Annotated in this window: 17 protein-coding genes; 15 read left to right on the forward strand and 2 right to left on the reverse strand. The window is 71.7% G+C overall.

Translation table 11 applies throughout. The features are described from left to right. The first annotated feature begins 126 nt into the window (after window positions 1-126). The 5 genes from K377_RS12335 (at window position 127) to K377_RS12355 (ending at window position 6959) form a co-directional block, all read left to right on the forward strand. Window positions 127-1614 (forward strand): chlorohydrolase family protein, encoded by a 1488-nt coding sequence (locus K377_RS12335; RefSeq protein ID WP_111663328.1) that lies wholly within the window; start codon window positions 127-129, stop codon window positions 1612-1614. After that, window positions 1611-2291 (forward strand): GntR family transcriptional regulator, encoded by a 681-nt coding sequence (locus K377_RS12340; RefSeq protein WP_111663329.1) that lies wholly within the window; start codon window positions 1611-1613, stop codon window positions 2289-2291. Before K377_RS12335 ends, K377_RS12340 begins: the two co-directional genes overlap by 4 nt. Before the next feature lie 101 nt (window positions 2292-2392). Continuing rightward, entirely contained in the window at window positions 2393-4417 is a 2025-nt protein-coding gene (locus tag K377_RS12345) for a DUF4139 domain-containing protein (RefSeq protein WP_111663330.1), read from the forward strand. Window positions 4418-4423: 6 nt separating this feature from the next. After that, entirely contained in the window at window positions 4424-6037 is a 1614-nt protein-coding gene (locus tag K377_RS12350) for a DUF4139 domain-containing protein (RefSeq protein WP_111663331.1), read from the forward strand. A gap of 130 nt (window positions 6038-6167) precedes the next feature. Continuing rightward, window positions 6168-6959, forward strand: coding sequence for an IclR family transcriptional regulator (locus K377_RS12355; protein ID WP_111663332.1), 792 nt, complete (start codon window positions 6168-6170; stop codon window positions 6957-6959). 85 nt (window positions 6960-7044) lie between these two features. On the opposite strand, the gene K377_RS12360 is transcribed toward K377_RS12355, so the two are convergent. After that, window positions 7045-9333, reverse strand: a complete 2289-nt coding sequence (locus K377_RS12360) for an FAD-dependent oxidoreductase (RefSeq protein WP_111663333.1) — start codon at window positions 9331-9333, stop codon at window positions 7045-7047. A 361-nt stretch (window positions 9334-9694) separates the two neighbouring features. Here K377_RS12360 and K377_RS12365 point away from each other — a divergent pair, with 361 nt between their 5' ends. The 7 genes from K377_RS12365 to K377_RS12395 all read left to right on the forward strand — a co-directional run bounded on the left by K377_RS12365 (window position 9695) and on the right by K377_RS12395 (window position 17518). Next, on the forward strand, window positions 9695-10621 hold the full coding sequence (locus K377_RS12365) for a carbohydrate ABC transporter permease (RefSeq protein WP_111663334.1): 927 nt from the start codon (window positions 9695-9697) through the stop codon (window positions 10619-10621). Further along, the gene (locus K377_RS12370) at window positions 10621-11562 is read left to right on the forward strand and encodes a carbohydrate ABC transporter permease (protein WP_111663335.1); all 942 of its coding nucleotides are present in this window, start codon (window positions 10621-10623) and stop codon (window positions 11560-11562) included. Before K377_RS12365 ends, K377_RS12370 begins: the two co-directional genes overlap by 1 nt. A gap of 100 nt (window positions 11563-11662) precedes the next feature. Next, on the forward strand, window positions 11663-12964 hold the full coding sequence (locus K377_RS12375) for an extracellular solute-binding protein (RefSeq protein WP_111663336.1): 1302 nt from the start codon (window positions 11663-11665) through the stop codon (window positions 12962-12964). Between the two features lie 196 nt (window positions 12965-13160). Continuing rightward, window positions 13161-14462, forward strand: a complete 1302-nt coding sequence (locus tag K377_RS12380; RefSeq protein ID WP_111663337.1) for a BNR-4 repeat-containing protein — start codon at window positions 13161-13163, stop codon at window positions 14460-14462. A 102-nt stretch (window positions 14463-14564) separates the two neighbouring features. Beyond that, window positions 14565-15056, forward strand: coding sequence for an SRPBCC domain-containing protein (locus K377_RS12385; protein WP_111663338.1), 492 nt, complete (start codon window positions 14565-14567; stop codon window positions 15054-15056). A gap of 67 nt (window positions 15057-15123) precedes the next feature. After that, window positions 15124-15969: an endonuclease/exonuclease/phosphatase family protein gene (locus K377_RS12390; protein ID WP_258395024.1), complete on the forward strand. Its 846-nt coding sequence runs from the start codon at window positions 15124-15126 to the stop codon at window positions 15967-15969. A gap of 97 nt (window positions 15970-16066) precedes the next feature. Then, on the forward strand, window positions 16067-17518 hold the full coding sequence (locus K377_RS12395) for an MFS transporter (RefSeq protein ID WP_181512548.1): 1452 nt from the start codon (window positions 16067-16069) through the stop codon (window positions 17516-17518). Between the two features lie 19 nt (window positions 17519-17537). On the opposite strand, the gene K377_RS12400 is transcribed toward K377_RS12395, so the two are convergent. Then, a complete protein-coding gene (locus K377_RS12400) occupies window positions 17538-19817 on the reverse strand; it encodes an FdhF/YdeP family oxidoreductase (RefSeq protein ID WP_111663702.1) in 2280 nt (759 codons plus the stop codon). Between the two features lie 196 nt (window positions 19818-20013). On the opposite strand from K377_RS12400, the gene K377_RS12405 reads away from it, so the two are divergent. The 3 genes from K377_RS12405 (at window position 20014) to K377_RS12415 (ending at window position 23229) form a co-directional block, all read left to right on the forward strand. Beyond that, window positions 20014-20919, forward strand: coding sequence for a LysR family transcriptional regulator (locus K377_RS12405; RefSeq protein ID WP_111663340.1), 906 nt, complete (start codon window positions 20014-20016; stop codon window positions 20917-20919). Between the two features lie 250 nt (window positions 20920-21169). Beyond that, window positions 21170-22027, forward strand: a complete 858-nt coding sequence (locus K377_RS12410) for an arylamine N-acetyltransferase (RefSeq protein WP_111663341.1) — start codon at window positions 21170-21172, stop codon at window positions 22025-22027. Window positions 22028-22218: 191 nt separating this feature from the next. Beyond that, a complete protein-coding gene (locus K377_RS12415; protein ID WP_111663342.1) occupies window positions 22219-23229 on the forward strand; it encodes an aldo/keto reductase in 1011 nt (336 codons plus the stop codon).

A 23229-nucleotide genomic window follows, 5' to 3' on the forward strand; every position in this document is an offset into this window, starting at 1 on the left:
TTTCTTAATGGGGCATTTCGCCGCGACGGGTCCTCGGTGACGATCAGGCGACCGGCAGCCCTTCCCTCGTCGGTATACCAACTCGTACGATCAGGAAGGCACGGCCCGTGAATCACAGGAGGCAACATGCGCACGCGCTGGCGCGCCCGGCACATCCTCGCCCACCAGGACGGCGGTCACGCGCTGCTGCGCGACGGCGAAGTGGTGTGGGAGGACGACCGCGTGGTCTACGTCGGCCCGCGCCACGAGGGCCCGGTCGACGCGGAGCGTGATCTGGGTGAGTCCCTGGTGCTGCCCGGTCTCATCGACCTCGACGCGCTCACCGACGTCGACCACCTCGTCCTGGACTCCTGGGCGGGCCCGGACCGGGCCAAGGGCCTGCAATGGTCCCTGGACTACTTCGCCCAGCGCCGCCACGACGTGTTCACGCCCGGCGAGCGGGCGACCATCCGCACGTACGCCCTGGCGCAGCTCGCGCTGCACGGCATCACCACGTTCATGCCGATCGCCTCCGAGGTGCACAGCCGCTGGGCCGAGCCGTACGACGAACTCGTCGCGATGGCGGACGCCTCCCGGCGGATCGGGCTGCGCGGCTATCTCGGCCCCGCCTACCGCTCGGGCGTCAACGTCGTCCTGCCGGACGGCACCCGCGAGGTCGCCTTCGACGAGGCGGAGGGCCTGGCCGGGATGCGCGACGCCGTCCGCTTCCTCGACCACCTCGACGCGCTCGGCGACCCGCTGCTCACCGGCGTCCTGCTGCCGTGCCGGATCGAGACCCTCACGGAGGAACTGCTCGCCGAGACGGCACGCGTCGGGCGTGAACGCGGGGTCCCGGTCCGGCTGCACGCGCTCCAGGGCCTGGCCGAGCGCGACATCATCCAGCGGCGGCACGGCCTCACCCCGATCGAACTCCTCGACAAGCACGGCCTGTTGGCCCCGAACCTGCTCATCCCGCACACCGTGCTCCTCGACCGGCACCCGGCCGTCCACGGCGCCGACCACGGAGACCTGGACCGGCTCGCCCGCGCCGGCATCTCGGTCGTCCACTGCCCGCAGACCTCGCTGCGCTACGGCGAGATGCTGCACTCCTTCCGCGCCTACCGCGCGGCGGGCGTGAACCTGTGCCTGGGCACCGACTCGTTCCCGCCGGACCTGATCCGCGGGATGGACGTCGGTGTGCACCTGGCGAAGATCGCCGACGGCCGCTCGGACGCCGCGCCCGCCGAGCACTACGTGGAGGCGGCCACCCTCGGCGGCGCCCGCGCGCTCGGCCGCGACGACCTGGGCCGGATCGCGCCCGGCGCCCAGGCGGACCTCGTCGCGTTCTCCCTGGACGACATCCGCGACGGCGTGCTCGACGACCCGGTCCGCACGTTCCTGCTCAACGGCACCGCGCGGCAGGCCACGAACTCCGTGGTCGCGGGCCGCCCGGTGCTCGTCGACGGCGGCCTGCCCGGTCTCGACCTGGACGCGCTGCGGCACGAGGCGCAGACCCTGTTCGAGCGGATGCGCGCGGCCTACAGCGAGCGCGACACCGAGCGCCGGGACACCGCCGCGCTCTTCCCGCCGACGTTCCCCGCCTTCCGCGCGGCCGGGCCGGAGGCGGGCGCGTGACCCTCGCCGAGGTGTCCGAACTCCCCGGCGCCTCGCACGTGGAGCGCACCGAGGAACTGATCCGGGCCGGCATCCACGCGGGGACGTACCGGCCCGGCACCCGGCTGCGCGAACGCGAACTCGCCGAGGCCCTCGGGGTCTCGCGCGTCCCGGTGCGCGAGGCCCTGATGCGGCTGGCGGGCGAAGGGCTCGTCGTCCTGGAACCGCGCCGGGGCGCGCGGGTGCGCCGGCTCACCCTGCGCGACGTCGACGAACTCTTCGATCTCCGGCTGAGCCTGGAGGTGTTCGCGGCGCGCCGGGCGGCGGAGATCGTCGAGCGCGGCGGCGACCACGCGGGGCTGCGGGCGGTGATGGACGCGGCCGAGGCGGCGACCGGGCGCGGTGACGCCGCGGCGATCGCGGCCGCGAACACGGACTTTCACGCCGAACTGATCACCATGACGGGCAACCGCCTGCTGCAATCGTCGTTCCAGCCCTCGCGCGGACTGATGCACTGGCTGTTCCGCATCACCGCGACCGAGCGCGGGGCCGAGCAGCACTGCGCGGAGCACCGGCAGATCTGCGCAGCGATCGGGGCCGGCCGGCCGCGGCTCGCCGAGGCGCTCACCTTCGCCCACATCGACGTCCGGCGGGCGCCCGTGATGACGGCACTGGCCGAGGTGCTGCCCCCGGAGTGAACTCCCGCGCGTCCGCAATCCCGTGTCCGGGCCGCTGACCACGGGCTACCCTTCGTCCGAAGTCGGCGCCGCGCACGACGGCGTACGGGAGGGGACACGGGATGACGGACGCGGCGGCACAGCCCTGCGCGCCTTGGGAATCGGAGCTCACGTCGGTCGTGGTGCACGCGCGCGGCGCGGTGTGCCGACGGCTCGCCCGGGGCGTCGTGCCGGCCGACGGCCGGATCCGGGTGCGGGGTCTGCCCCGCGTCCTCGATCCGCTCTCGCTGCGCGCGCAGGTAGTGGCCGGGAGCGGCCTTCGGGTCACCGGCGCCCGGATCGCCGTCGAGGCGGAGCCGGTCGCGGCCGACGCGCCCGAGGACCTGGTCCGTGAGACGGAGCGGCTGGCCCGGGAGCAGCAGCGCGCCGAGGCCCGTCGCGCCCGGCAGGTGCGCCGGATCGAGGAGGTCACGGCGCTGCGCGCGGTCCCGCCGCCGCGCCGTCGCGAGGATCCGCACCGGCGCGCGCCCGTCGACGCGTGGCTGCGGCTCGCCGAGTTCGTCGACGAACGTCTTGCGGCGCTGCACGGCGAACTCGTCGACCTGGAAGAGTCGTTGCGGCAGGTCGAGCATCAACTCGGTATCGCACGGGACCGGTTGGCGCGCTCCTCCACCGATGCTCCGACCGCTCCCGTGCGGACGACGGTCTCGGCCGACCTCAGCCTGCGGGAGACCGGTGAGGGTGCGGCTGCCGGGCCCGTGGACATCGAGATCGAGTACCGGGTGCCGGGTGCGGTCTGGGTGCCGTCCTACCGGTTGACGCAGCGTCAGGGCGAGGACGGTGGGCGGCTCGTGCTGCGGGCCTCGGTCGCGCAGCGCACCGGTGAGGACTGGAGCGGGGTGCGCCTCGGCCTGTCCACCGCCGATCTGCACCGGCCGACCGGGGTTCCCTCGCTGCGCTCGGTGCGGATCGGCCGCCGTCAGCCCGCCCCGGCGCCCTCCGGCTGGCGGGAGCCGCCGGCCGGGCTCGCGGGGCTGTTCGCCGGGTACGACGCGGCGGGGCCGAACCCTGCCGACCAGAATTGGTCGGCAGGCGGGGCGGCTGAGGCGCCGGTGTACGCGGGCTCCGCGCCCGTGGCGCCCGGCTCGGCCCGTCCCCGCACGGCGGGCCGCCCGAGGACGTCCGGCGCGCTGCCGCCCCCGGCCCCAGCGGCGCCGGCCGCTTTCGGTGGCCCGGTTCCCGCTCCCCCCGGGGCGGTTCCGGCTCCCCTCGGGGCGGCTCCGGCACCGCCGCCTCCGCCGCCCGGACCGCCGCGGCCGAGCGCCGCCGAACTCGACTACGCCGACCTGGTCCTCGCCGGTCCCGAGGCGCCGAGCGGCGGCCGGGGACTTCTCGCACCGGGCACACCATCGGACCCGGTGGCCGCCGAGTACCGGCGCCGCGCGGAGTCGGTCGGCTCGCTGCCGCTGCCCGAGCGCGCGGTGCGGCCGCGCGAATCGGCCGGTTCCTTCGACCATCGCTACGACGCCGAGGGCCCCGCCGACATCCCCTCGGACGGCACCTGGCACACCGTCACCGTCACGGAACTCCCGGTCGGCCTGCGCACCGAGTACCTGTGCGTGCCGTCCGTGGAGGAGACCGTGTACGCCACGCTGGTGCTCACCAACGCCACCGAGCAGGCGCTGCTCGCCGGGCCCGTGGACGTCACGGCCGACGGCGAGCCGCTGCCGACGACCGCGCTGCCCACCGTCGCCCCGGGCGGCACCGGCCGGATCGGACTCGGTCCCGCCGAGGCGGTCCGCGTCAGCCGCCGCACCGAACTGCGCGAGTCCACGGCCGGGTTGCGGAACACCACCACCGTCCTCGACCACCGGATCCATGTGGAGCTGGCCAACCGGCTGTCCCGCCCGGTCGCCGTGGAGGTCCGCGAGCGCGTGCCCGTCACCTCGCAGGCCGACGTGCGGGTCGAGGAGCGGGCCGACTGGACGGCTCCCGAGGAGGACCGCGACACGTCCGAGCCGCGGGTGCCCGGCACCCGGCTGTGGCGGGTGGACGTGCCCGCGGGCGGCACCGCCGTGCTCGACGGCGGCTACGAGATCCGGATTCCGGCCGCCAAGGCCCTGACCGGCGGCAACCGGAGGAGCTGACCCACCATGACCACGACCCCCGCGACTTCCGCTCCCGATGTTTCCGGGACCGTCCCGCCCTCGGCACCCGAGGCGATCCCGCTGCCGGTCACCGCGGTGACCTGCCTGGAGGACCGGGCCCACATCGAGCGGACCACCGCCCTTCAACTGGACTCCGGTGTACAGCAGTTGCGGCTCGGGCCGGTCAGCGCGCTCGCCGTCGACCGCAGCCTGCACGCCGAACTCACCGGCGGCCCCGACGGCGCCGCCGTCCTCGATGTCCGCGTGGTACGGGCCTGGACGCCCCGCAGCCCCGAGCCGCCCACCGCCGACGACTCACCCCTGCGCCGCCGCCTGCACGCCCTGGGCGAGGAGCAGCGGACTCTGGAGCAGCGCCGCGACCGGCTCCGGGCCCGCCTGGACCTGCTGGGCGGACTCGCCGCCGATCTGCTGCGGGACATCGGTGAGGGCACGGGCTTCGGCGAGGCCGAACCGGAGCGCTGGACAGCCGAGTTGGACCGGGTCGACGGCGAGCGCGCCACGCACGAGGACGACCTCATGTCCGTCGGCCTGGAGCTGGCCGCGGTGGGCGCCGAACTGTCCTACGCCCAGGACACCTTGGCCGTCGCCGAGGAGGAACCGCCCGAGCTCACCGCCCACGTCGAGCTGACGGTGCGGTCCTCGGCGGCGGGACCGGCGCAGCTGCGCCTGACGCATCTCACGCCGTGCGCCCTGTGGCGCCCCGCCTACCGGGCGACGGCGTCCGACGGGGAGCTGACGCTGCACACGGACGCGATGGTGTGGCAGCGCACCGGTGAGGACTGGACCGACGTACGCCTGACCCTGTCGACCGCCCGGTCGTCCCTCGCCGCCGGCCCGCCGCGGCTGGTCGAGGACCGGCTCACCCTGCGCGACCGGTCCGCCGCCGAACGCCGTTCCGTGGAGATCGAGTTGCGCGAGGAGGAGATCACCGATGTCGGCCCCGCGCGGGTGCCCGGTCTGCCGGGTGTGGACGACGGCGGGGAGGTACGCGTCCTGCGCGCGCCCGATGCCGCTTCGGTGCCCGGCGACGGGCGCGCCCACCGCGTACCGCTGACCACCGCCGTCTCGCCCGCGCACCGCGAGTACGTCTGCGCTCCGGAACTCTCCCCGCTGGTCACCGAGGTCGTACGGTTCACCAACACCGGCGGCCACGCCCTGCTCGCGGGTCCCGTGGAGCTGATCCGCGGCAGTGGTTTCACCGGCCGCGCCACCCTGGACTTCACCGCGCCCGGCGCCGCCCAGGAGCTGGCGTTCGGCAGCGCGGACACCTACCGGGTGACCCGGGAGACGGAGGAGTCCCGGAGCACGACGGGCCTGACCCAGCGCACCGTCGTCACCCGCACGGTACGGCTGCACCTGTCCCGGTTCTCCGCGCCGGGCGAGACCGGCGACCGGGTGATCGCGGTGCGCGAGCGGATCCCCGTGTCCGAGGTGTCGGACGTCGAGGTGCGCCTGCGCAAGGAGTCCTGCTCCCCCGCCCCGGACACCCTCGACGCCGAGGGCATCGCCCGCTGGGACGTCACGCTCCCGCCGGGCGGCCGCCGCACGCTGACGCTGGTGTACGAGGTGTCGGCGAGCGCGAAGGTGAGCGGCCTGTAGCCCGGTGCCCCGCCGCCCGCGCACACCGTCATCAGTGAGCGGGGTTTGAGCTGGCAGAACCGCTGACAGAGCGGGCCAACACGATATGCTGATGCAGATTGTGCAAGCCATTTGCAGAACGAGGAGGGTCATGGCTACTCGGGCGACCGACGCCGGGACGAACCAGAGCGTCGAACGAGCGGTGTCGGTGCTGCGCGCACTGGACTCGGGCCGCGCCGAGCTGCGCGTGTCCGATGTCGCCGAGCTCACCGGCCTGGGCTCCTCCACGACGTCCCGGCTGCTGTCCACCCTCGAGCGCCTGGACATGGTCGAGCGCGACCCGGTCAGCAATCTGTACCGCCTCAGCCTGGGCATCCTCCCGCTCGCGACCACCGCGGCGAACCGCCACCCCGTGCACCGGGCGGCACGGATGGTCCTCCAGAACCTCGCCGCCCGCACCGGCCTCGGGGCCAATGTGGCGATCCGCCGCGGGACCGAGCTGATGTTCCTGTGCAACTTCGAGGGCACCCGCGCCCCCAAGTCGTACACCCAGGCCGGACACACGGCGCCGCTGCACGCCACCAGCATCGGCAAGTGCCTGCTCACCGGGCTCACGCCCAAGGAGCGGCGCAGGCTGCTGCCCGAGCCGCTCGCCGCGCACACCGACTACACGACGACCAGCCACGATCTGCTCGACACCGAGATCGACTCCGTGCGCCGCTCCGGGTACGCGATCGAGGCCGAGGAGCGCGCTCTGGGCCGGGCCTCGCTGGCCGCGCCGGTCCGCGACGCCTCGGGCGATGTCGTCGCCGCGATCTCGCTGTGGGGTCCGACCTCGCTGCTCGGGGATCACAGCGCCGGGGCGGACGGGCAGCGGCAGACCCTCACCCGTGAGGTCATCGAGGCCGCCGACGCCATCAGCCAGGCGCTCGGGGCGCTCTGAATCCCGTAACGGGGAAGGGGCCTTGCTCCGGTCGGACGACCGGAGCAAGGCCCCTTCTTCGTAGTTCCTGTGGTGCGGCTCCGGCCTACGCGCCGTACGCCTTGAACGCGATCACGTGCGCGCGCCGGGCCCCGTGCGTCGCGTCGACCACGATGCGCAGCGCGTCGGTGCGGACGGGCCCGCCGTCGGCGTCGGCGAGCGGGTGCACGCGGTGGCGGCGGCGGTTGCCGGTGACCGTCAGGAGGGTGTGCCAGGTGCCGTCGGCGGCGCGGCTCTGGAGGCGGTAGTCGCGGATCAGTTCCGGCATCACCTCGAACGGGGTGCGGTGCCGGTGGAGGTTGTTGAGGTACTCGTCAACGTCGTCGTCGAACACGACCCGCGCCTCGGTGAGCGGCTGCTCGTGGTCCCATTCGAGGCGCAGCCACTGTTCGTCGTGCGTCGGCTCGGAGACCCACATCTGCGGGCCGCCGTACGCGCGCTGGAACCCGCCGACGGCCCGCTCGGGGCGGAACGCGGCCGTCTCGGGGTTCGCCCGGAACGCGAAGGTCCGCCGCCGCAGTCCGCGCGCCTGCCATTCCAGGACGAGCTGCCCGTCCTCCTCGGGGATGTCGTGGTCGACGGCCGCGTCGCCCTCGACGCGGCTGCGCAGCGCGAGCACCCCGTCGGTGCGCTCGGGCACGAGGACGAGCGCGGCGCCGGGCGCGGCCCGCACGATCACGACGACGTTCTCGGGGGCCTCGGGGCGGTGGTCGAAGCGGGCGGTGACCCAGTGCGGGCCTCCCGCCGGCACGGTCACGGTGGTGGTCCGCAACTGCTCGACGGGGACGGCGTTCTCGGGGCGGCCCGTGCCCCACAGCTCCACGGTCAGCTCGCGCCCGGCGCCGTCGGCGGCGCCGTGGACGAGCAGGTCCACGGTGTCGAGGGCCGGGTCCGCCGGGAGCAGGAGAGCGAGATCGCGGGTGAGCGGGTAGGGCTCGCCGGGCGCGTCGGTGGTGGGCTCCGCGGCCAGCCGGGCCAGGTGGCCGGCGGCGCTGACGCGGGCGGTGCGGGCCAGGTTGTCGGGGTCGTCGTCGGCGAGGCCGATGACGGAGGCATCTTGACGGAGCAGGGCGCGGCGCACCAGCTCCGGGCGCTTGGTGGCCAGTTCGCGCGGGGTGAGGCTCTCGGCGACGCAGAGCGCGGCGGCGGTGCCGGCGGCCTCGCCGATCGTGGCGCAGGTGGCCATGACGCGGGTGGCGCCGAAGGCGATGTGGGTGGCGGAGATGTTGCGCCCGGCGAACAGCAGGTTCGTGACGTTCACCGAGTACAGGGAGCGCAGCGGGATGTGGAAGACGCCGTCGGCGTAGCGCTGGCGGGCGCCGGGCTCGTCGGCGTACATGCCCTGCACGGGGTGGAGGTCGACGGACCAGCCGCCGAAGGCGATCCGGTCGGCGAACTGCCGCTGTTCGAGGATGTCCTGCTGGGTGAGGACGTAGTCGCCGAGGAAGCGGCGGTACTCGCGCTTGCCGGGCAGGGAGCCGACCCACTCCAGGGTGAGGTTCGCGGCGTCGGGGAACTCGCCCGAGTTCTTGATGTGGTCCCAGATGCCCATGATGACGGCCTGGAGCTCGTCGCGGATCCGCTCGTTGTCGTGGACGGTGTCCAGCTCACCGCCCCACTCGATCCACCAGTAGTCGCAGCCGTTGTCCCCGGTGCGCAGGACGCGGTTGCGCAGGATGGGCGTGGTGGTGAGGTCGCGGGCGTAGGCGGGCGGCACGAACTTCACGGGGTGGCCCGCGTCCTTGGTGTGGAACAGGATCGTCGAGCCGAGCAGCGCCTCGTCGCCCTCCTCGGGCGCCCACGGCTCGTCGAACTCCGCGCGGGCCTCGCGGCCGATGCGGTAGCGGGCGCCGGCGAGGTGGCCGAGCAGGCCGTCGCCGGTGCAGTCGAGGAACTGCTGTGCGTGGAAGGTGATGCGCCGCTCGGAGCCCATCATCCAGCCGGTGCAGGAGTGCACCTCGCGTGCGTCGTCCGGGCCGCTCGCCTCGACCTCGCGCACGTCGGTGTTGAGGTACAGGTCGATATTCGGTTCGGCGAGGACGGCGTCGAGGACCACTTGGTCCCAGTAGTACGGGTTGCCCTCGGGGTTGCGGAACTGGTTCTCGGTGTACAGCTCGCCCATGATGCCGGTCTCGCGCGCCCATCGGTGCACGCCGTGTGCGGTGGCGCCGCAGACCCAGACGCGGACCTCGCTGCTGGCGTTGCCGCCGAGCACCGGGCGGTTGTTGACCAGCGCGACGCGTCGGCCGAGCCGGGCCGCGGCGATGGCCGCGCAGGTCCCCGCCAAGCCGCCGCCGATGACGGCGATGTCGTAATGGACCTCTTCTTCCCGCACGGAGCGGCCTCCCTGGTGTGACGGTGTGGCGCGATGTGACGCGCGGATACCTCCCGCCGGAGCGGGGCGGCCTCGAACGTACATCACATGCATATTGTGCAACCACTGTTCAGTCAGTGGGATCCGTTGTAAGTTTCCGACGCAGCCGCGGACACGGCTGGCACGAGCCGCTTTTGAAGTTCATGGCAGGTGGGGCGAGTTCGCCGGTCCTGCGCAGAACCGGCGATTCACCGACCAAAAGGGTTGACGCCGTCGCACGATATGGAGAACGATCCCGCATGCTGCAACTTGCGTTCAATGGAGCATGGATGGCGTTCACACAGGGCCCCGGCGCTCCCGCCCCGTTCGAGAGGACACACCCATGAGTACGGCCGCACCTCCCCGGAAGGTCTCTCCACCCCGTGAGCGGACCGGCGGACGGCTCTCCAACGGCGCGTTCGCCCTCCTGCTGACGGCGCCGGGACTCGCCCTCTTCGCGGCGATCATCATCTATCCGCTGATATCGGCCCTGTTCACCGGTTTCTTCAAGCAGGACCTGCGGCTGCCGGGCCGTGAGTTCGTCGGCCTGGAGAACTTCACGTACTGGCTGGACGGCGACTTCCTCACCATCCTCAAGCAGACGCTGATCTTCACCGTCGGCGCGACGATCGTCCCCTTCGTGATCGGCTTCGCCCTCGCCCTCGCGCTCAACACGGGCCTCAAGGGCAGCGGCTTCATGCGCGGCCTCTTCCTCTTCCCCTGGGTGATCCCGGGCGTCGTGGTCTCCTTCCTCTGGATGTGGATCTTCAACGCCAACTACGGCGTCCTGAACGGCATCCTCATGAAGGCCGGCCTCATCGAGGACTCGGTCTCCTGGCTGGGCCAGCCCGGCACCGCCATGCTCGCCGTGATCATCACCAAGACCTGGGCCAGCTTCCCCTGGATGATGGTGATGCTGCTCGCCGGTCTGCAGACCGTGCCCAAGGAACTGCACGAAGCGGCCTCGATGGACGGCGCGGGCTCGATCCGACGCTTCTTCAACGTCACGTGGCCGCAGGTGCGCGGAGTGGCCTCGATCGTGCTGCTCCTGGAGTTCATCTGGAACTTCCAGCACTTCGACACCATCTACGTGCTCACCGGCGGCGGCCCCGCCGGGTCCACCGAGACCTTCGCGACCGCCGTCTACCAGACCGCCTTCAAGGGCTTCGACATCGGCCGCGCGACCGCGCTGGGCGGACTGTGGATGCTGCTCCTGCTCGTCCTCGTCGTCGTCTACCTCAGGATCACCGAGCGGAAGGGCGACGTCTGATGACCACCACGACCCCCATGACCTCCACGGCCCGGCCGTCCGGCACGGAAGAAGCGTCCGGCGCGGCACGGACGCCCGCCGCCGCCACCGGTCACACCTCGCGCCGCCGGATCCGCAAGGACGTGCTGCGCTCGCGGATCGCCGCCTGGACCGCGGTCGTCGTCATCGGCTGCTTCGGCCTGCTGCCGGTGTACTGGCTGCTCGCCACCGCGCTGAGCACGCCCGAATCGACGTTCCAGTTCCCGCCGAAGCTGATCCCCACCGATCTCACGCTGGACAACTTCACGGCCCTCGCCGAGAACGACCAGTTGATCAAGTACCTGGTCAACTCCATGATCGTCGCCACCATCACGGCCGTCCTGAGCGTGATCGTCGCCACGTACATGGGCTACTCGTTCTCGAAGTTCCGCTACCGCGGCCGCCGTTCCCTGATGCACATGGTGCTCGCCTCGCAGATGTTCCCGCAGGCGCTGCTGCTCGTGACGCTGTACGCCGTGTTCTCCAGCTTCGGCCTGCTCAACACGTACACCGCGCTGGTGCTGTCGTTCACCACGTTCACGATGCCGCTGTGCGTGTGGATGCTGAAGGGCATCTTCGACACCATCCCGGACGCCCTCCTCGAAGCGGCCTCCATCGACGGCGCCTCCCGCTGGCGCACCCTGCACTCCATCGTGGCGCCGCTGGCCGCGCCCGGCATGATCGCCGCGGGCCTGTTCGCCTTCGTCCGCGGCTGGAACGACTTCATCTTCGCGGTGACGCTCGCCGACAAGGAGAAGCAGACGCTGCCGCCCGGCCTGGTCTCCACCTACATCGGCGAGTTCCAGACCGCCTGGCCCGAGCTGATGGCCGCCTCCCTCGTCGTGTCCGTCCCGGTGGTCGTCGCCTTCATGTTCCTCCAGCGCTACCTGGTCGGCGGCATGACCGCGGGCTCGGTCAAGTAACCGCCCGCGGCCTCCCGAAGAAGCCTCAGCTGAACCCGCGCGGGCCTCGCCCGCACGCGCCCCCACACTTCCCTTCCGTCACACTCCCCATGGAGACACCATGACCACCAACGGCATCAGCCGCCGCGGCGCCCTGCGCATGTTCGGTATCGGAGCGCTCGGTGTGGCCGGCGCCGGTGTGCTCGGCGCCTGTGCGCCGTCCGGCGCCAGCACCTCCTCCAACGGCGGCGACACGAAGTCGAAGAACTTCGACTTCACCTCCTGGTCGCTGAACGAGGAAGCCGCCAAGCCGTCGATCGAGAAGATCATCAAGGCGTGGGAGACGGACCAGAAGTCGAAGATCCGCGCGGTCTCGTACCCGTACAACGAGTACCTGAGCCAGCTCACCCTGAAGCTGGGCGGCGGGGAGACCACCGGCGCGGTGCACCTGGACATCGCCTGGCTCGCCGCGGTGGCGCAGATGGGCAAGCTGGCGGACCTCGGTTCCGTGGCGGGCAAGGGCGGCTACACCGATGTGGCGCTGAACAGCGGCAAGTACGACGGCAAGCAGTACGGCCTGCCGTGGAACACCGGCTCGATCGGCGTGATAGCCAACACCAAGCTCCTGAAGAAGGCGGGCATCGACAAGCAGCCCACCACCGTCGAGGAGTTCGAGGACGCGCTGCGCGAGCTGAAGGGCCTGGGCGGCGGGGTCGTGCCCTACGCGGCGGCGACCAAGGTGGCGCAGCTCAAGGACATCTTCCCGTGGATGCAGACCTTCGGCTGCACGCTCCTCGACGGGGACAAGGTCACCATCGGTGACGACGCCTCGATCGACGCGGTCACCTGGTACAAGAAGCTGCACGACCAGAAGCTGATCGCCGCCGACGTGGACCGTTTCGACGCGCGCGCCCTGTTCAGCCAGGGCAAGGCCGCCTTCTACGACGACGCGATCATCGGCAAGGGCGTCACCTCCGCCCAGTCGAAGGACAAGACGCTCGCCGACGCGATGCAGCCGATGCAGCGCCCGGTGCTGAAGGCCGGTGACACCCCGCAGGCACTGCTGTGGGGCGGCGTGATCGCCATCGTCAAGGGCAAGGGCCAGGACGCCGCGACGGACTTCGCGCTGCACGCCACCACCGACCCAGAGACGATCGCCCAGTACTTCGTCGAGCGGGCGCTGCCGCCGTCGACGACCGCGGGCCTGGCCGACCCGAAGGTCGCCAAGGACACGTTCACCACCGAGTGGACCGAGAAGATCACCAAGACGGCGACAGGCAGCCCGTTCTGGCAGTTCGCTCAGAACGCCCAGATCGAGGAGGCCGTGGCCAAGCAGGTCCAGGCCGTCCTCGTCGGCAAGTCGAAGCCGAAGGACGCGATGAAGCAGGCCGCCGAGGAGGTCACCGACCTCATCAAGCGCTGACTTCATGAAGCGCTGACCTCATGAAGCGCTGTTCATGAAGCGCTGACCCGGCACAAGCCAGGGCCCGGTGAACGTCGCACGGCCGTCACCGGGCCCTTCGCCGTCCGCGCTCGCTCCGCGCTGCCCCGCTCCCCCCTGACCAGGCCCCCGGGCCACTCCTGTTCGGCACCTCACCGCACCCGCGAAGGAGTTCACCATGAGACGACCCACCGTCCGCACGTACGCCGCCGCGACGGCCGCCGTCGCCGCCCTGCTGATGCCCGTATCGGCGGCGAGCGCCGACAGCGCCACGGCGACGGCGGCGGCGAGCGTCGAGAAGGTTCCGTACGCGATGGACTCGTCGAACCAGGCCGCCTGGTGGACGCCGGCCGCCACGTACAAGGGCCGCGGCCAGTACACGTACTTCGCGTTCAACGAGCCCGGTACGACGGCCGCCACGCACCGGCCGGCGATCGCCCGCCGTGACCCGGACGGCGTGTGGAGCCGGCTGCCGCTGCTGAACAGCGACGGGCAGCAGGCCGAGTTCGCCGACGACAACGGCCACAACCAGCCGTCCGTGGCGCGTGACGGCAGCGGTCGGCTGCACGTCTTCACGTCCATGCACTGCGACTCCTGGCGCTACTTCCGCACCACGGCGCCCGGCGCGGACGTCACCGACCACGCGAGCGAACTGCCCGACCAGGGCCAGGGCATCACGTACCCGGTGCTGACCACGGCGCCCAACGGCGACCTCTACCTGGCCGCCCGTGTCGGCTGCGGCAACTCCCAGCGCGACGGCAAGCTCTACCGCTGGAACAACGCGACGAGCACCTGGAGCACGGTCGCCACCTTCGGTTCCGCGCTGAACCGGTCCGTGTACCCGGACGACCTCACCGTGGACGCCTCCGGACGCGTGCACCTGCTGTACGAGTGGGCGAAGGCACCCGCGTCGGCCTGGCGCCACCAGCTCTCCTACCTGCGCTACGACCCGTCCACGGGCGGCTTCGCCGATCACGACGGCGCCGCGGTCACCCTGCCCACCTCGCCGGACACCTCCGACGTCATCCAGGGGCTGACCACGGGCGAGGAGTGGAGCATCGACAACGCCGGGTACACCAGCGCGACCGTGCAGAGCGCGAAGCTCGTCCTCGACGGTGACACCCCGAAGGTCGCGTACCGCTACCGGTCGGCCGACAGCGGCGGCAACTTCGTCGTGTACTACGCCTACCCGAGCGGCACCGGCTGGCTCCGCAAGACGGTCTACGCGGGCGGCCAGACCAACGCGGCCCTCGGCATCACGTGGGACGAGACGGACGGCAAGCGGATCTACTTCGTGAAGTCGTCCGGCACCGACCGGGTGTTCGCCGCGACGCAGGCGGCGGACGCCTCCTGGACCGCCGAGTCCGTCGCGCCCGGCGTGAGCGCGGACCGGCTGGCGGTGCGGCGCGACTCGGACGGGAACGACGTGCTGTACCTTCCGGACACGGCGCACAGCTCCCTCTACTACGGGGTTCGCTGACCTTCCCCGTCCCCCGCGGGCCCGGCGGGGCGGCGACCGATGAGTCCCGCCCCGCCGGGCCGTCTTCATGAGGGACACCGGCAGCGGACGAGGAGAGAACTCATGAACAGGTCGGACAGCACGGATCAGGACCGGGTGAGCGCCGTACGGACCGTCGCCGCACCCATCGCCAAGGTGTTCGCGGTACTGGCCGATCCGGCCACGCACGCGGCGATCGACGGGACCGGCTGGGTCCAGCGGGCGGTCGACCCGGCCCCGTTGACCGAGCCGGGGCAGGTCTTCCGGATGGGCATGTACCACCCCAAGCACCCGGACGGCGACTACCGCACCGCCAACCGCGTCCATGTGCTCGAACCCCCGCACGCCATCGGCTGGTACACGGGCACGGAGGCCGAGGACGGCAGCCTGCGGTTCGGCGGCTGGTTCTGGCGCTACGACCTCGTACCGCTCGGCCCGGAACGGACCGAGGTGACGCTCACGTACGACTGGTCGGCGGTGCCGGACTCCGTCCCGGAGGGTCTGCACTTCCCGCCGTTCCCGCCGGAGCACCTCCCCGACTCGCTGCGCCACCTGGCCTCGCTCGCCGAGGGCTGACGCACCCCGGGTCGACCGGGCCTCGCCTTCTGTGATGGCATGAGCGTCCACGTCCGAGGAGGTGGCGGTGGTCGGCAGAAACACGCGGTGGGTCGCGGGCGCCCTGGCCCTGGTCTGTCTGTTGCTGATCGGTCCCGGCGCACCGCGCGACGATCTCCCCGTCGCCGAGCCGCTGCCCGCGGGCGCGGCCACGGACATCGTGCCGAACCGGGTCATGACGTGGAACATCTGCAATCCCTGCCGCGGCGCGGGGCAGAACCTCGGCCGCGCCGCCGACATCGCCACGTACGCGCCTCAGGTCGTCGGCCTGCAAGAGGCGTGCGTCCGCGACGTCGAGCAGATCAAGAGCGATCTGGAGCACGTGTACGGGCTGGTCTACCACGTCACGTACGGCTCGGTGCTGCGGAACTGGAGCCGCTGCGGCGGACTGCCGTGGCATCCCGGCGGCTACGGTCAGGCGATCCTGTCCGCGGCGCCCGCGACGGACAGTGTGCTGGTGGAGTATCCCGACGGCGGTTCCGAGGATCGCGGTTTCATGGCGGTCACCACCGAGGTGGACGGCCGCCCGGTCCGGGTCTTCAACACCCATCTCGCCGAACGCCGCCAGGAAGCGGTCCGCGAGCGGCAGGTCCCCGTGCTCGCGAAGGAGGTCGCTCGGCACGACCGCGCGATCGTGCTCGGCGACTTCAACGCGGTGCCGGACTCCCCCGAGCTCGGCCCGATGTGGCCGCTGGCCACGGACGCCGATCCCCGGTGCGGCCCCTCGGCGGACGGGATCTGCGAGCCGACCACCGACTGGCAGAGCCGGTTCGACTACGTCTTCCTGCGCGGCATCGAGCCCCGCGCCCACCGGGTGCGGCCGAGCGAGTACTCGGACCACCACATGCTGTACGCGGATCTGGCCACACTCTGATCGCACAGGTGACCGCCATACGGACAGGCGGACGGCGATGTTCCGGTTGGTGCATACGATTCCGCGAACCGTCCCCGCACCATCCCGGAAGGCGCTCGTGAGCTCCACCTCTCCCCCACACGCCCCGTCCGCCACGGTGGCGATCCGCTCCGCCGCCGATGTCTCCGACCTCGTCAACTCGGGTACGGCCAGCGGCCGGCACGCCAAGATGATCGTGGTGATCGCGCTCGGCGGCATCTTCCTCGACGCGTACGACCTCAGTTCGCTCGCGTACGGGCTGCCCGACATCACCCGCCAGTTCGGCCTCGGTTCCGCGATGGCCGGTACGGTCACCGCCTCGATCAGTGTCGGTTCACTGCTGGGCGCGCTGCTCGGCGGCTGGCTGGTCGACCGAATAGGCCGCTACCGCGTCTTCATGGCCAACATGGTCTTCTTCGTCGTCACCGCGCTGGTGTGCGCGGTCGCGCAGGACGTGTGGACGCTGATCGCGGCGCGGTTCGTGATGGGCATCGGCGTCGGCATGGACATCCCGGTCGCCATCGCCTTCCTCGCCGAGTTCTCCCGGCTGCGCGGCAAGGGCAGCAAGGGCTCGCGCACGGCGGCCTGGTCGCCCGCCTGGTACACCGCGACCAGCGGCTGCTACCTGGTGATCATGTTCCTGTACTTCGTGCTGCCGGACGCCCATCTGGGCTGGCTGTGGCGGTTCACCGTCGGCTTCGGCGCGGTGCCCGCGCTGATCGTGATGCTGCTGCGCCGGCGTTACATGAACGAGTCGCCGACCTGGGCCGCCGAGCAGGGCGACCTGGAGTCGGCGGCGCGGATCCTGCGGGAGTCGTACGGGGTGGACGCGCGGGTCGCCGACGACGTCCCGGCGCGGGCGCCCCGCCCGCCGCGGCCCGGGCTCGCCTCGTACGCGCGCCTGTTCACGGGCCCGTACCGCACGCGCACCGTGCAGTCGGTGGCCGTCGGTCTCGCGGAGACCTTCGGCTACAACGCGGTCGCCTTCGGGCTGCCCATCATCATCGCCACGCTGATGACGCAGGGCCCGCTGACCACGATCGCGTCCTCGTTCACCCTGAATCTCGTCTTCGCGCTGACCGGTGGTCTGCTCGGCATCCGCTGGGCGTCGACGCGCGGCGCCTGGCCGATGATGACGCTCGGCTTCGCGATCCAGTTCGTCGCCATCACCGTGCTCGCCCTGATCGGGCAGCCGTCCGGCACCGCCGTCGTCACGGCGGGCATCCTCATGCTCGGCGCGTTCATGTTCGCCCAGGGCTTCGGGCCGGGCGCGCACATCATGAGCTATGCCTCGCTGGGCTTCCCGACGTCGATGCGCGGCGTCAGCATCGGCTTCAACCAGGCGGTGCTGCGGCTCGGTTCGACGCTGACGCTGTTCTTCTTCCCGATCCTCAGCACCGGCCTCGGCACGCATGTGTACTGGGTGATCCTCGGCGCGCCCGTCCTCGGTCTGGTGGCGCTCCTCGTGAAGCGGTGGGAGCCGGTGGGCTTCGACGCGGACGCGGAGGAACGGGCTCTGGCGCGCGGCTGACTGTGAGGTCCCGGTGGGTTCAGTGCCGTTCCAGGCGTACGACGACGGCCTTCGAGGTCGGTGTGTTGCTGCGCTCGGCGACGCTGTCCAGCGGGACCAGCACGTTGGTCTCGGGGTAGTAGGCGGCGGCCGAGCCCCGGGGCGTCGGATAGGCGACGGCCCGGAAGCCGGGGGCCCGGCGCTCGACGCCGTCCTCCCACACGCTCACGAGGTCGACCAGGTCGCCCTCGGCGAAGCCCAGTTCGGCCAGGTCGTCGGCGTGGGTCAGGACGACGCGGCGGGCACCCTTGATGCCCCGGTAGCGGTCGTCCATCGCGTACGGAACGGTGTTCCACTGGTCGTGCGAGCGGAGCGTCTGGAGGATGAGGTGGCCGGGCGGTGCCGTGAGGCCGGTGAAAGTGTTGGCGGTGAAGACGGCGCTGCCGGACGCGGTCGGGAAGCGCCGTTCGTTGACGGGGTTGGGGAGGGTGAAGCCGCCGGGCTCGCGCACCCGGCGGTTGAAGTCGTCGAAGCCGGGGACGACTCGGGCGATGTGGTCGCGTACGAGGTCGTAGTCGTCCTCGAACTTCCGCCAGGCGATTCCGTGCCGGTCGCCGAGGACCGCGCGGGCCAGCCTGCTGATGATCGCCACCTCGCTGAGCAGCGCGGGCGAGGCGGGCGCGAGTCGGCCGCGAGTGGTGTGGACGTCGCTCATGGAGTCCTCCACCGTCATGAACTGCTCGCCGGTGGCCTGGACGTCCCGGTCGCTGCGGCCCAGGGTCGGCAGGATCAGGGCGGTGTCGCCGCAGACCGTGTGCGAGCGGTTGAGCTTGGTGGAGATGTGGGCCGTGATCCGGCAGTTGCGCAGCGCGCGCTCGGTCACGTCGCTGTCCGGGGTGGCCCTGACGAAGTTGCCGGCCACGCCGAGGAAGAACCGGGCCCGGCCGTCGCGCATCGCCCGTATCGCGTCGACGGAGTCGAGGCCGTGGCGGGTCGGCGGCGCGAACCCGAACTCCTTCTCCAGGGCGTCGAGGAACGTCTGCGGCATGCGTTCCCAGATGCCCATCGTCCGGTCGCCCTGGACGTTGCTGTGCCCGCGCACCGGGCAGACTCCGGCGCCGGGCCGGCCGATGTTGCCGCGCAGCAGCAGGAAGTTGACGACTTCCCTGATGGTGGGGACCCCGTGTTTGTGCTGGGTGAGGCCCATCGCCCAGCACACGATGACGCTGCGGGCGTTGAGGACCCGCTCGTGGACCTCCTCGATCTCCTCGCGCCGCAGTCCGGTCGCGGCGAGGACGTCGTCCCAGTCGAGATCGCGGACGTTGTCGTTGAAGAGGGCGAAGCCGGTCGTGTGGCGGTCGATGAAGTCCTGGTCGAGCACGGTGCCGGGGGCCTTGTCCTCGGCCTGGAGGAGCAGCAGGTTCAGTGCCTGGAACAGGGCGAGGTCGCCGCCGGGGCGGATCTGGAGGAACTGGTCGGCGATCCGGGTGCCCCTGCCGATGACGCCGCGCGCCTTCTGCGGGTGCTTGAAGCGCAGGAGTCCGGCCTCGGGGAGCGGGTTGACCGCGACGATCTGTCCGCCGCGCCGCTTTGTCTCCTCCAGTGCCGAGAGCATGCGGGGGTGGTTCGTGCCCGGGTTCTGGCCGACGACGAACACCAGGTCGCTGTCGTAGAGGTCGTCCAGGCTGACGCTGCCCTTGCCGATGCCCAGCGTCTCGTTGAGCGCGGAGCCGCTGGACTCGTGGCACATGTTGGAGCAGTCGGGGAGGTTGTTGGTGCCGAAGGCGCGGGCGAACAGCTGGAGCAGGAAGGCGGGTTCGTTGGCGAGGCGGCCCGAGGTGTAGAACAGCGCCTCGTCGGGGTCGTCGAGGCCGGTCAGCTCGTCGGCGAGCAGGGTGAGGGCCTCGTCCCAGCCGATGGGCTCGTAGTGGTCGCTGCCGAGCCGCTTGACCATGGGTTCGGTGAGCCGGCCCTGCTGGTTGAGCCAGTAGTCGGACCGCTGCGCGAGTTCGCTGACGGGGTGCTCGGCGAAGAACTCCCGGGTGACGCGGCGCGTGGTGGCCTCGTCGCTGATGTGCTTGGCGCCGTTCTCGCAGTACTCGTTGCGGTGCCGCTTGCCCGGGGCCTCCTCGGGCCAGGCGCAGCCGGGGCAGTCGATGCCGCCGGCCTGATTGATGTTCAGGAGGGTGAGGGCCGTGCGGCGGGGCGAGGTCTGGCCGAGCGCGTACTTCAGGGCGTGGGCCACGGCCGGGGCTCCCGTGGCCCAGGTCTTGGGCTTGTGCAGGGAGAGTTCCTCCGCGGGCTCGCCCGTGTCACGCATGCCCATCACCTCGGTGTCTCGTCCGTGGGCCGTGGAGTTCCGGCGGCCCGCGCACAGCAGCATTCGCCCGGGCCGCCCGCACGGTCAAAGCGGAAGATCCGATGGTCGATAGGCGGCTACGATCACGCCGGACTCCCCACGTGGACTCCTCCGAACATGAACTCCTCCGTGACCGGACAGGCGGTGGCCCCGACCCGTGCTCCTGAGACAGCTCGAGTACCTGGTGGCGCTGGCGCACACCGGGCACTTCGCCCGGGCGGCCCAGAACTGCTTCGTCTCCCAGCCGACCCTGTCCGAGGGCATCCGCAAGCTGGAGAGCGAGCTGGGCGTGCCGCTGGTGCGGCGCGGCCACCGGTTCGAGGGGCTGACGGCGGAGGGCGAGGAGGTCGTGGTGTGGGCGCGGCGGATGCTCGCCGACCGGGACGCCATGACGGCCGGTCTGGCCGCGCTGCGCTCCGGTCTTGAAGGTGAGTTGCGGATCGGTGCCGTGCCGACGGCGGTCGCGGCCGTCGCGCTGCTGACACAGCCGTTCTGCGCGGCGAATCCGCACACCACCGTACGAGTGCACGCGGATCTTCAGGGCGACGAGATCGTCCGGCGGCTGCGCGCGTTCGAACTGCACGGCGCGGTGACCTATCCGACCCGTGAGCCGGGGCTGCCGTTCGTGCCGCTGTACCGGGAGCGGTACGTCCTGCTGACGCAGGAGTCGGCGGACGTCGAGCCGGAGGGCGTCGGCTGGGCCGAGGCGGCGGGCCGGCCGCTGTGTCTGCTGCATCCGCACATGGTGGGCCGCCAGGTCCTCGACGCCGTCTTCGCCGAGCTGCGGGTCGCGGTCGCGCCACGCGTGGAGACCGACTCCATCGCCTCGCTCATCGCGCACGTCCGCACGGGGAACTGGTCGACCGTCGTCCCGCACACCTGGCTGCACGTCTTCGGCATCCCCGCCGGAATGCGGGCCGTGCCCCTGTTGCGGCCCCGGCGCAGCGCGAGCATCGGGCTGCTGCTGCCGCCCCGTACCCCACTGTCGGTGATGGAGCAGGCGCTGGCCGATCTGGCCCGCACGTCCTCGATGCACACGGTGCTGGATGAACTTCCGGGCTGAGTGGTCGGGGCGCGACTGCACCAGCGGGTACAAACAGGAGCAGATGACGCACGCCGGTCACCCGGGGTGCGCTCCCCTGCGCCTCCCGGAGCGGGCAGCCGGGTCGCCGACCGCGGCCTAGGTCCAATGGCGGGTTCGGTCCGGGACCTCCGGGCGAGGTGGGTGGAGAGCGTCTCGCGTAGGTTCCGAGACCGACAGGCGTGCGGGGCCGCAGCGGCGGCCGTGGCGCATCGGGAGGAGAGGCGAGGACATGCACGGCGAGCGGACGACATCGGTGTGGCAGGGAGCGGAGCTCGATCTCGACGCGTACCTCGAGCGGATCGGGTTCAGCGGGTCGCGCGACGCGACGCTGAAGACCCTCGGGCGGCTCCAGCACGCCCACACCACGTCGATCCCCTTCGAGAACGTCCACGCCGTCCTGGGCCTCCCCCTCCCGGTCGACCTCGACTCCGTGCAGGAGCGTCTGGTGCGGCGCCGCCGCGGGGGCTACTGCTTCGAGCACGTCATCCTCTTCGCGGCCGCGCTGGAACGGCTCGGGTTCGACCTCACCGGGATCAGCGGCCGTATCACCCTGGGCGCCCCCAGGATCACACCGGCGACCCACGCCATGGTGGTCGTGCGTTTCCCCGACGACGCGCGTGCCTGGCTGTGCGACGTGGGCTTCGGCAGCGGCCCGACCGCGCCGATCGAGCTCGCCGACGGTGCCACGCTGGAGGCCCACGGCTGGCGCTACCGCCTGGAACGACGGCCCGGCGCCCTGGCCGACTCGTGGACGACGTACCAGTACGGGGCCGAGGGCTGGACCGGTCGCAACACCTTCGTTCTGGTGCAGCAGTACCCGGTCGACTACCGGGTCGGCAGCCACTACGTCGGCACCCACCCGCGCTCGCCGTTCGTGACGCGCCTGTTCGCCCAGCGATTCACCGGCGCCGAGCACCACCAGCTCGACGGCACGACCTGGAAGGTGTTCACGCCCGACGGCGCGTGCGTGGAGAAGGAGGTCGGGCCCGAGCAGATCGGCGAGCTGCTCGCCGACACCTTCGACATCGCTCTCACCCCGGGTGAACTGACCGCGCTCCTCGGGACGTTCCGCCGCGACGGGCGGTGACAGGGGGAGGAGAGAACCTCCGGGGAGGCCGGCGCGGCCCACGCTTGATGCGCGTACGCACAATAGGGGCGGTTGCAATAGCCCGCGCTTGCAAGTACTGTCTTCCTCTGTAAGGCACGCGCCGGCATGCGACCGCGGCGCTCACAGGTGGCCGCTCGGCCCCTCCCCCACATCTTGCGAAGGCACCACCCATGGCACTCAAGCACCTCCTTCCCGGCCGTCTCGGCTTCGGCACCGCCCCGCTCGGCAACATGTTCCGCGACATCCCCGCGGACGAGGCCCGCGCCACCGTCGAGGCCGCCTGGGACCACGGCGTCCGCTACTACGACACCGCCCCCTTCTACGGCGCCGGCCTCGCCGAGGAGCGGCTCGGCGAGGTACTCGCCGGCAAGCCGCGCGACGCGTTCGTCCTCTCCACCAAGGTGGGCCGGGTGATCCTCGACGAGCACGAGACCGACGTGCCGGACTTCGGCGAGAAAGGCGGCCTGTTCGAGCACGGCAACCCGAACAAGATCCTTCACGAGTGGACCGCCGACGCCACCGAGCGCTCCATCGAGGGAAGCCTCAAGCGGCTCGGCACCGACCGCCTCGACATCGTCTGGGTCCACGACATCGCGCAGGACTTCCACGGCGACGCGTGGCTGGCCAGGTTCGAGGAGGCCCGCACCGGAGCCTTCCGCGTCCTGTCCCGGCTGCGCGACGAGGGGGTCATCAAGGCCTGGGGCCTCGGCGTCAACAAGACGGAACCCATCGAGCTGGCCCTCGCCCTCGACGAGCCCCGGCCCGACGGCTTCCTCCTCGCCGGCCGCTACACGCTGCTCGACCACGAGCACGCGCTCACCCGCCTGCTCCCCATGGCCCAGGAGCAGAACGTCGACATGGTCGTCGGCGGCCCGTACAGCTCCGGCGTCCTCGCCGGCGGCACGCACTTCGAGTACCAGCAGGCGCCCGCCGAGATCATCGAGCGCGTCGGCAGGTTGAAGGCCCTCACCGCGAAGCACGGTGTCGGCATCAAGGCCGCCGCCCTGCAGTTCTCCCTCGCCCACCCGGCCTCCGCCGCCGTCGTCGCCGGCGCGACCCGGCCCGGCCGCCTCTCCGAGGACACCGCTGCCCTGAACGAGACGATTCCGGCCGCGTTCTGGACCGACCTGCGCGCCGAGGGCCTGGTCGGCGCGGCCGCCCCGCTCCCCCACCACGCCTGA

It is taken from the genome of Streptomyces sp. PsTaAH-137, from assembly GCF_003259365.1.
Taxonomy (GTDB): domain Bacteria; phylum Actinomycetota; class Actinomycetes; order Streptomycetales; family Streptomycetaceae; genus Streptomyces.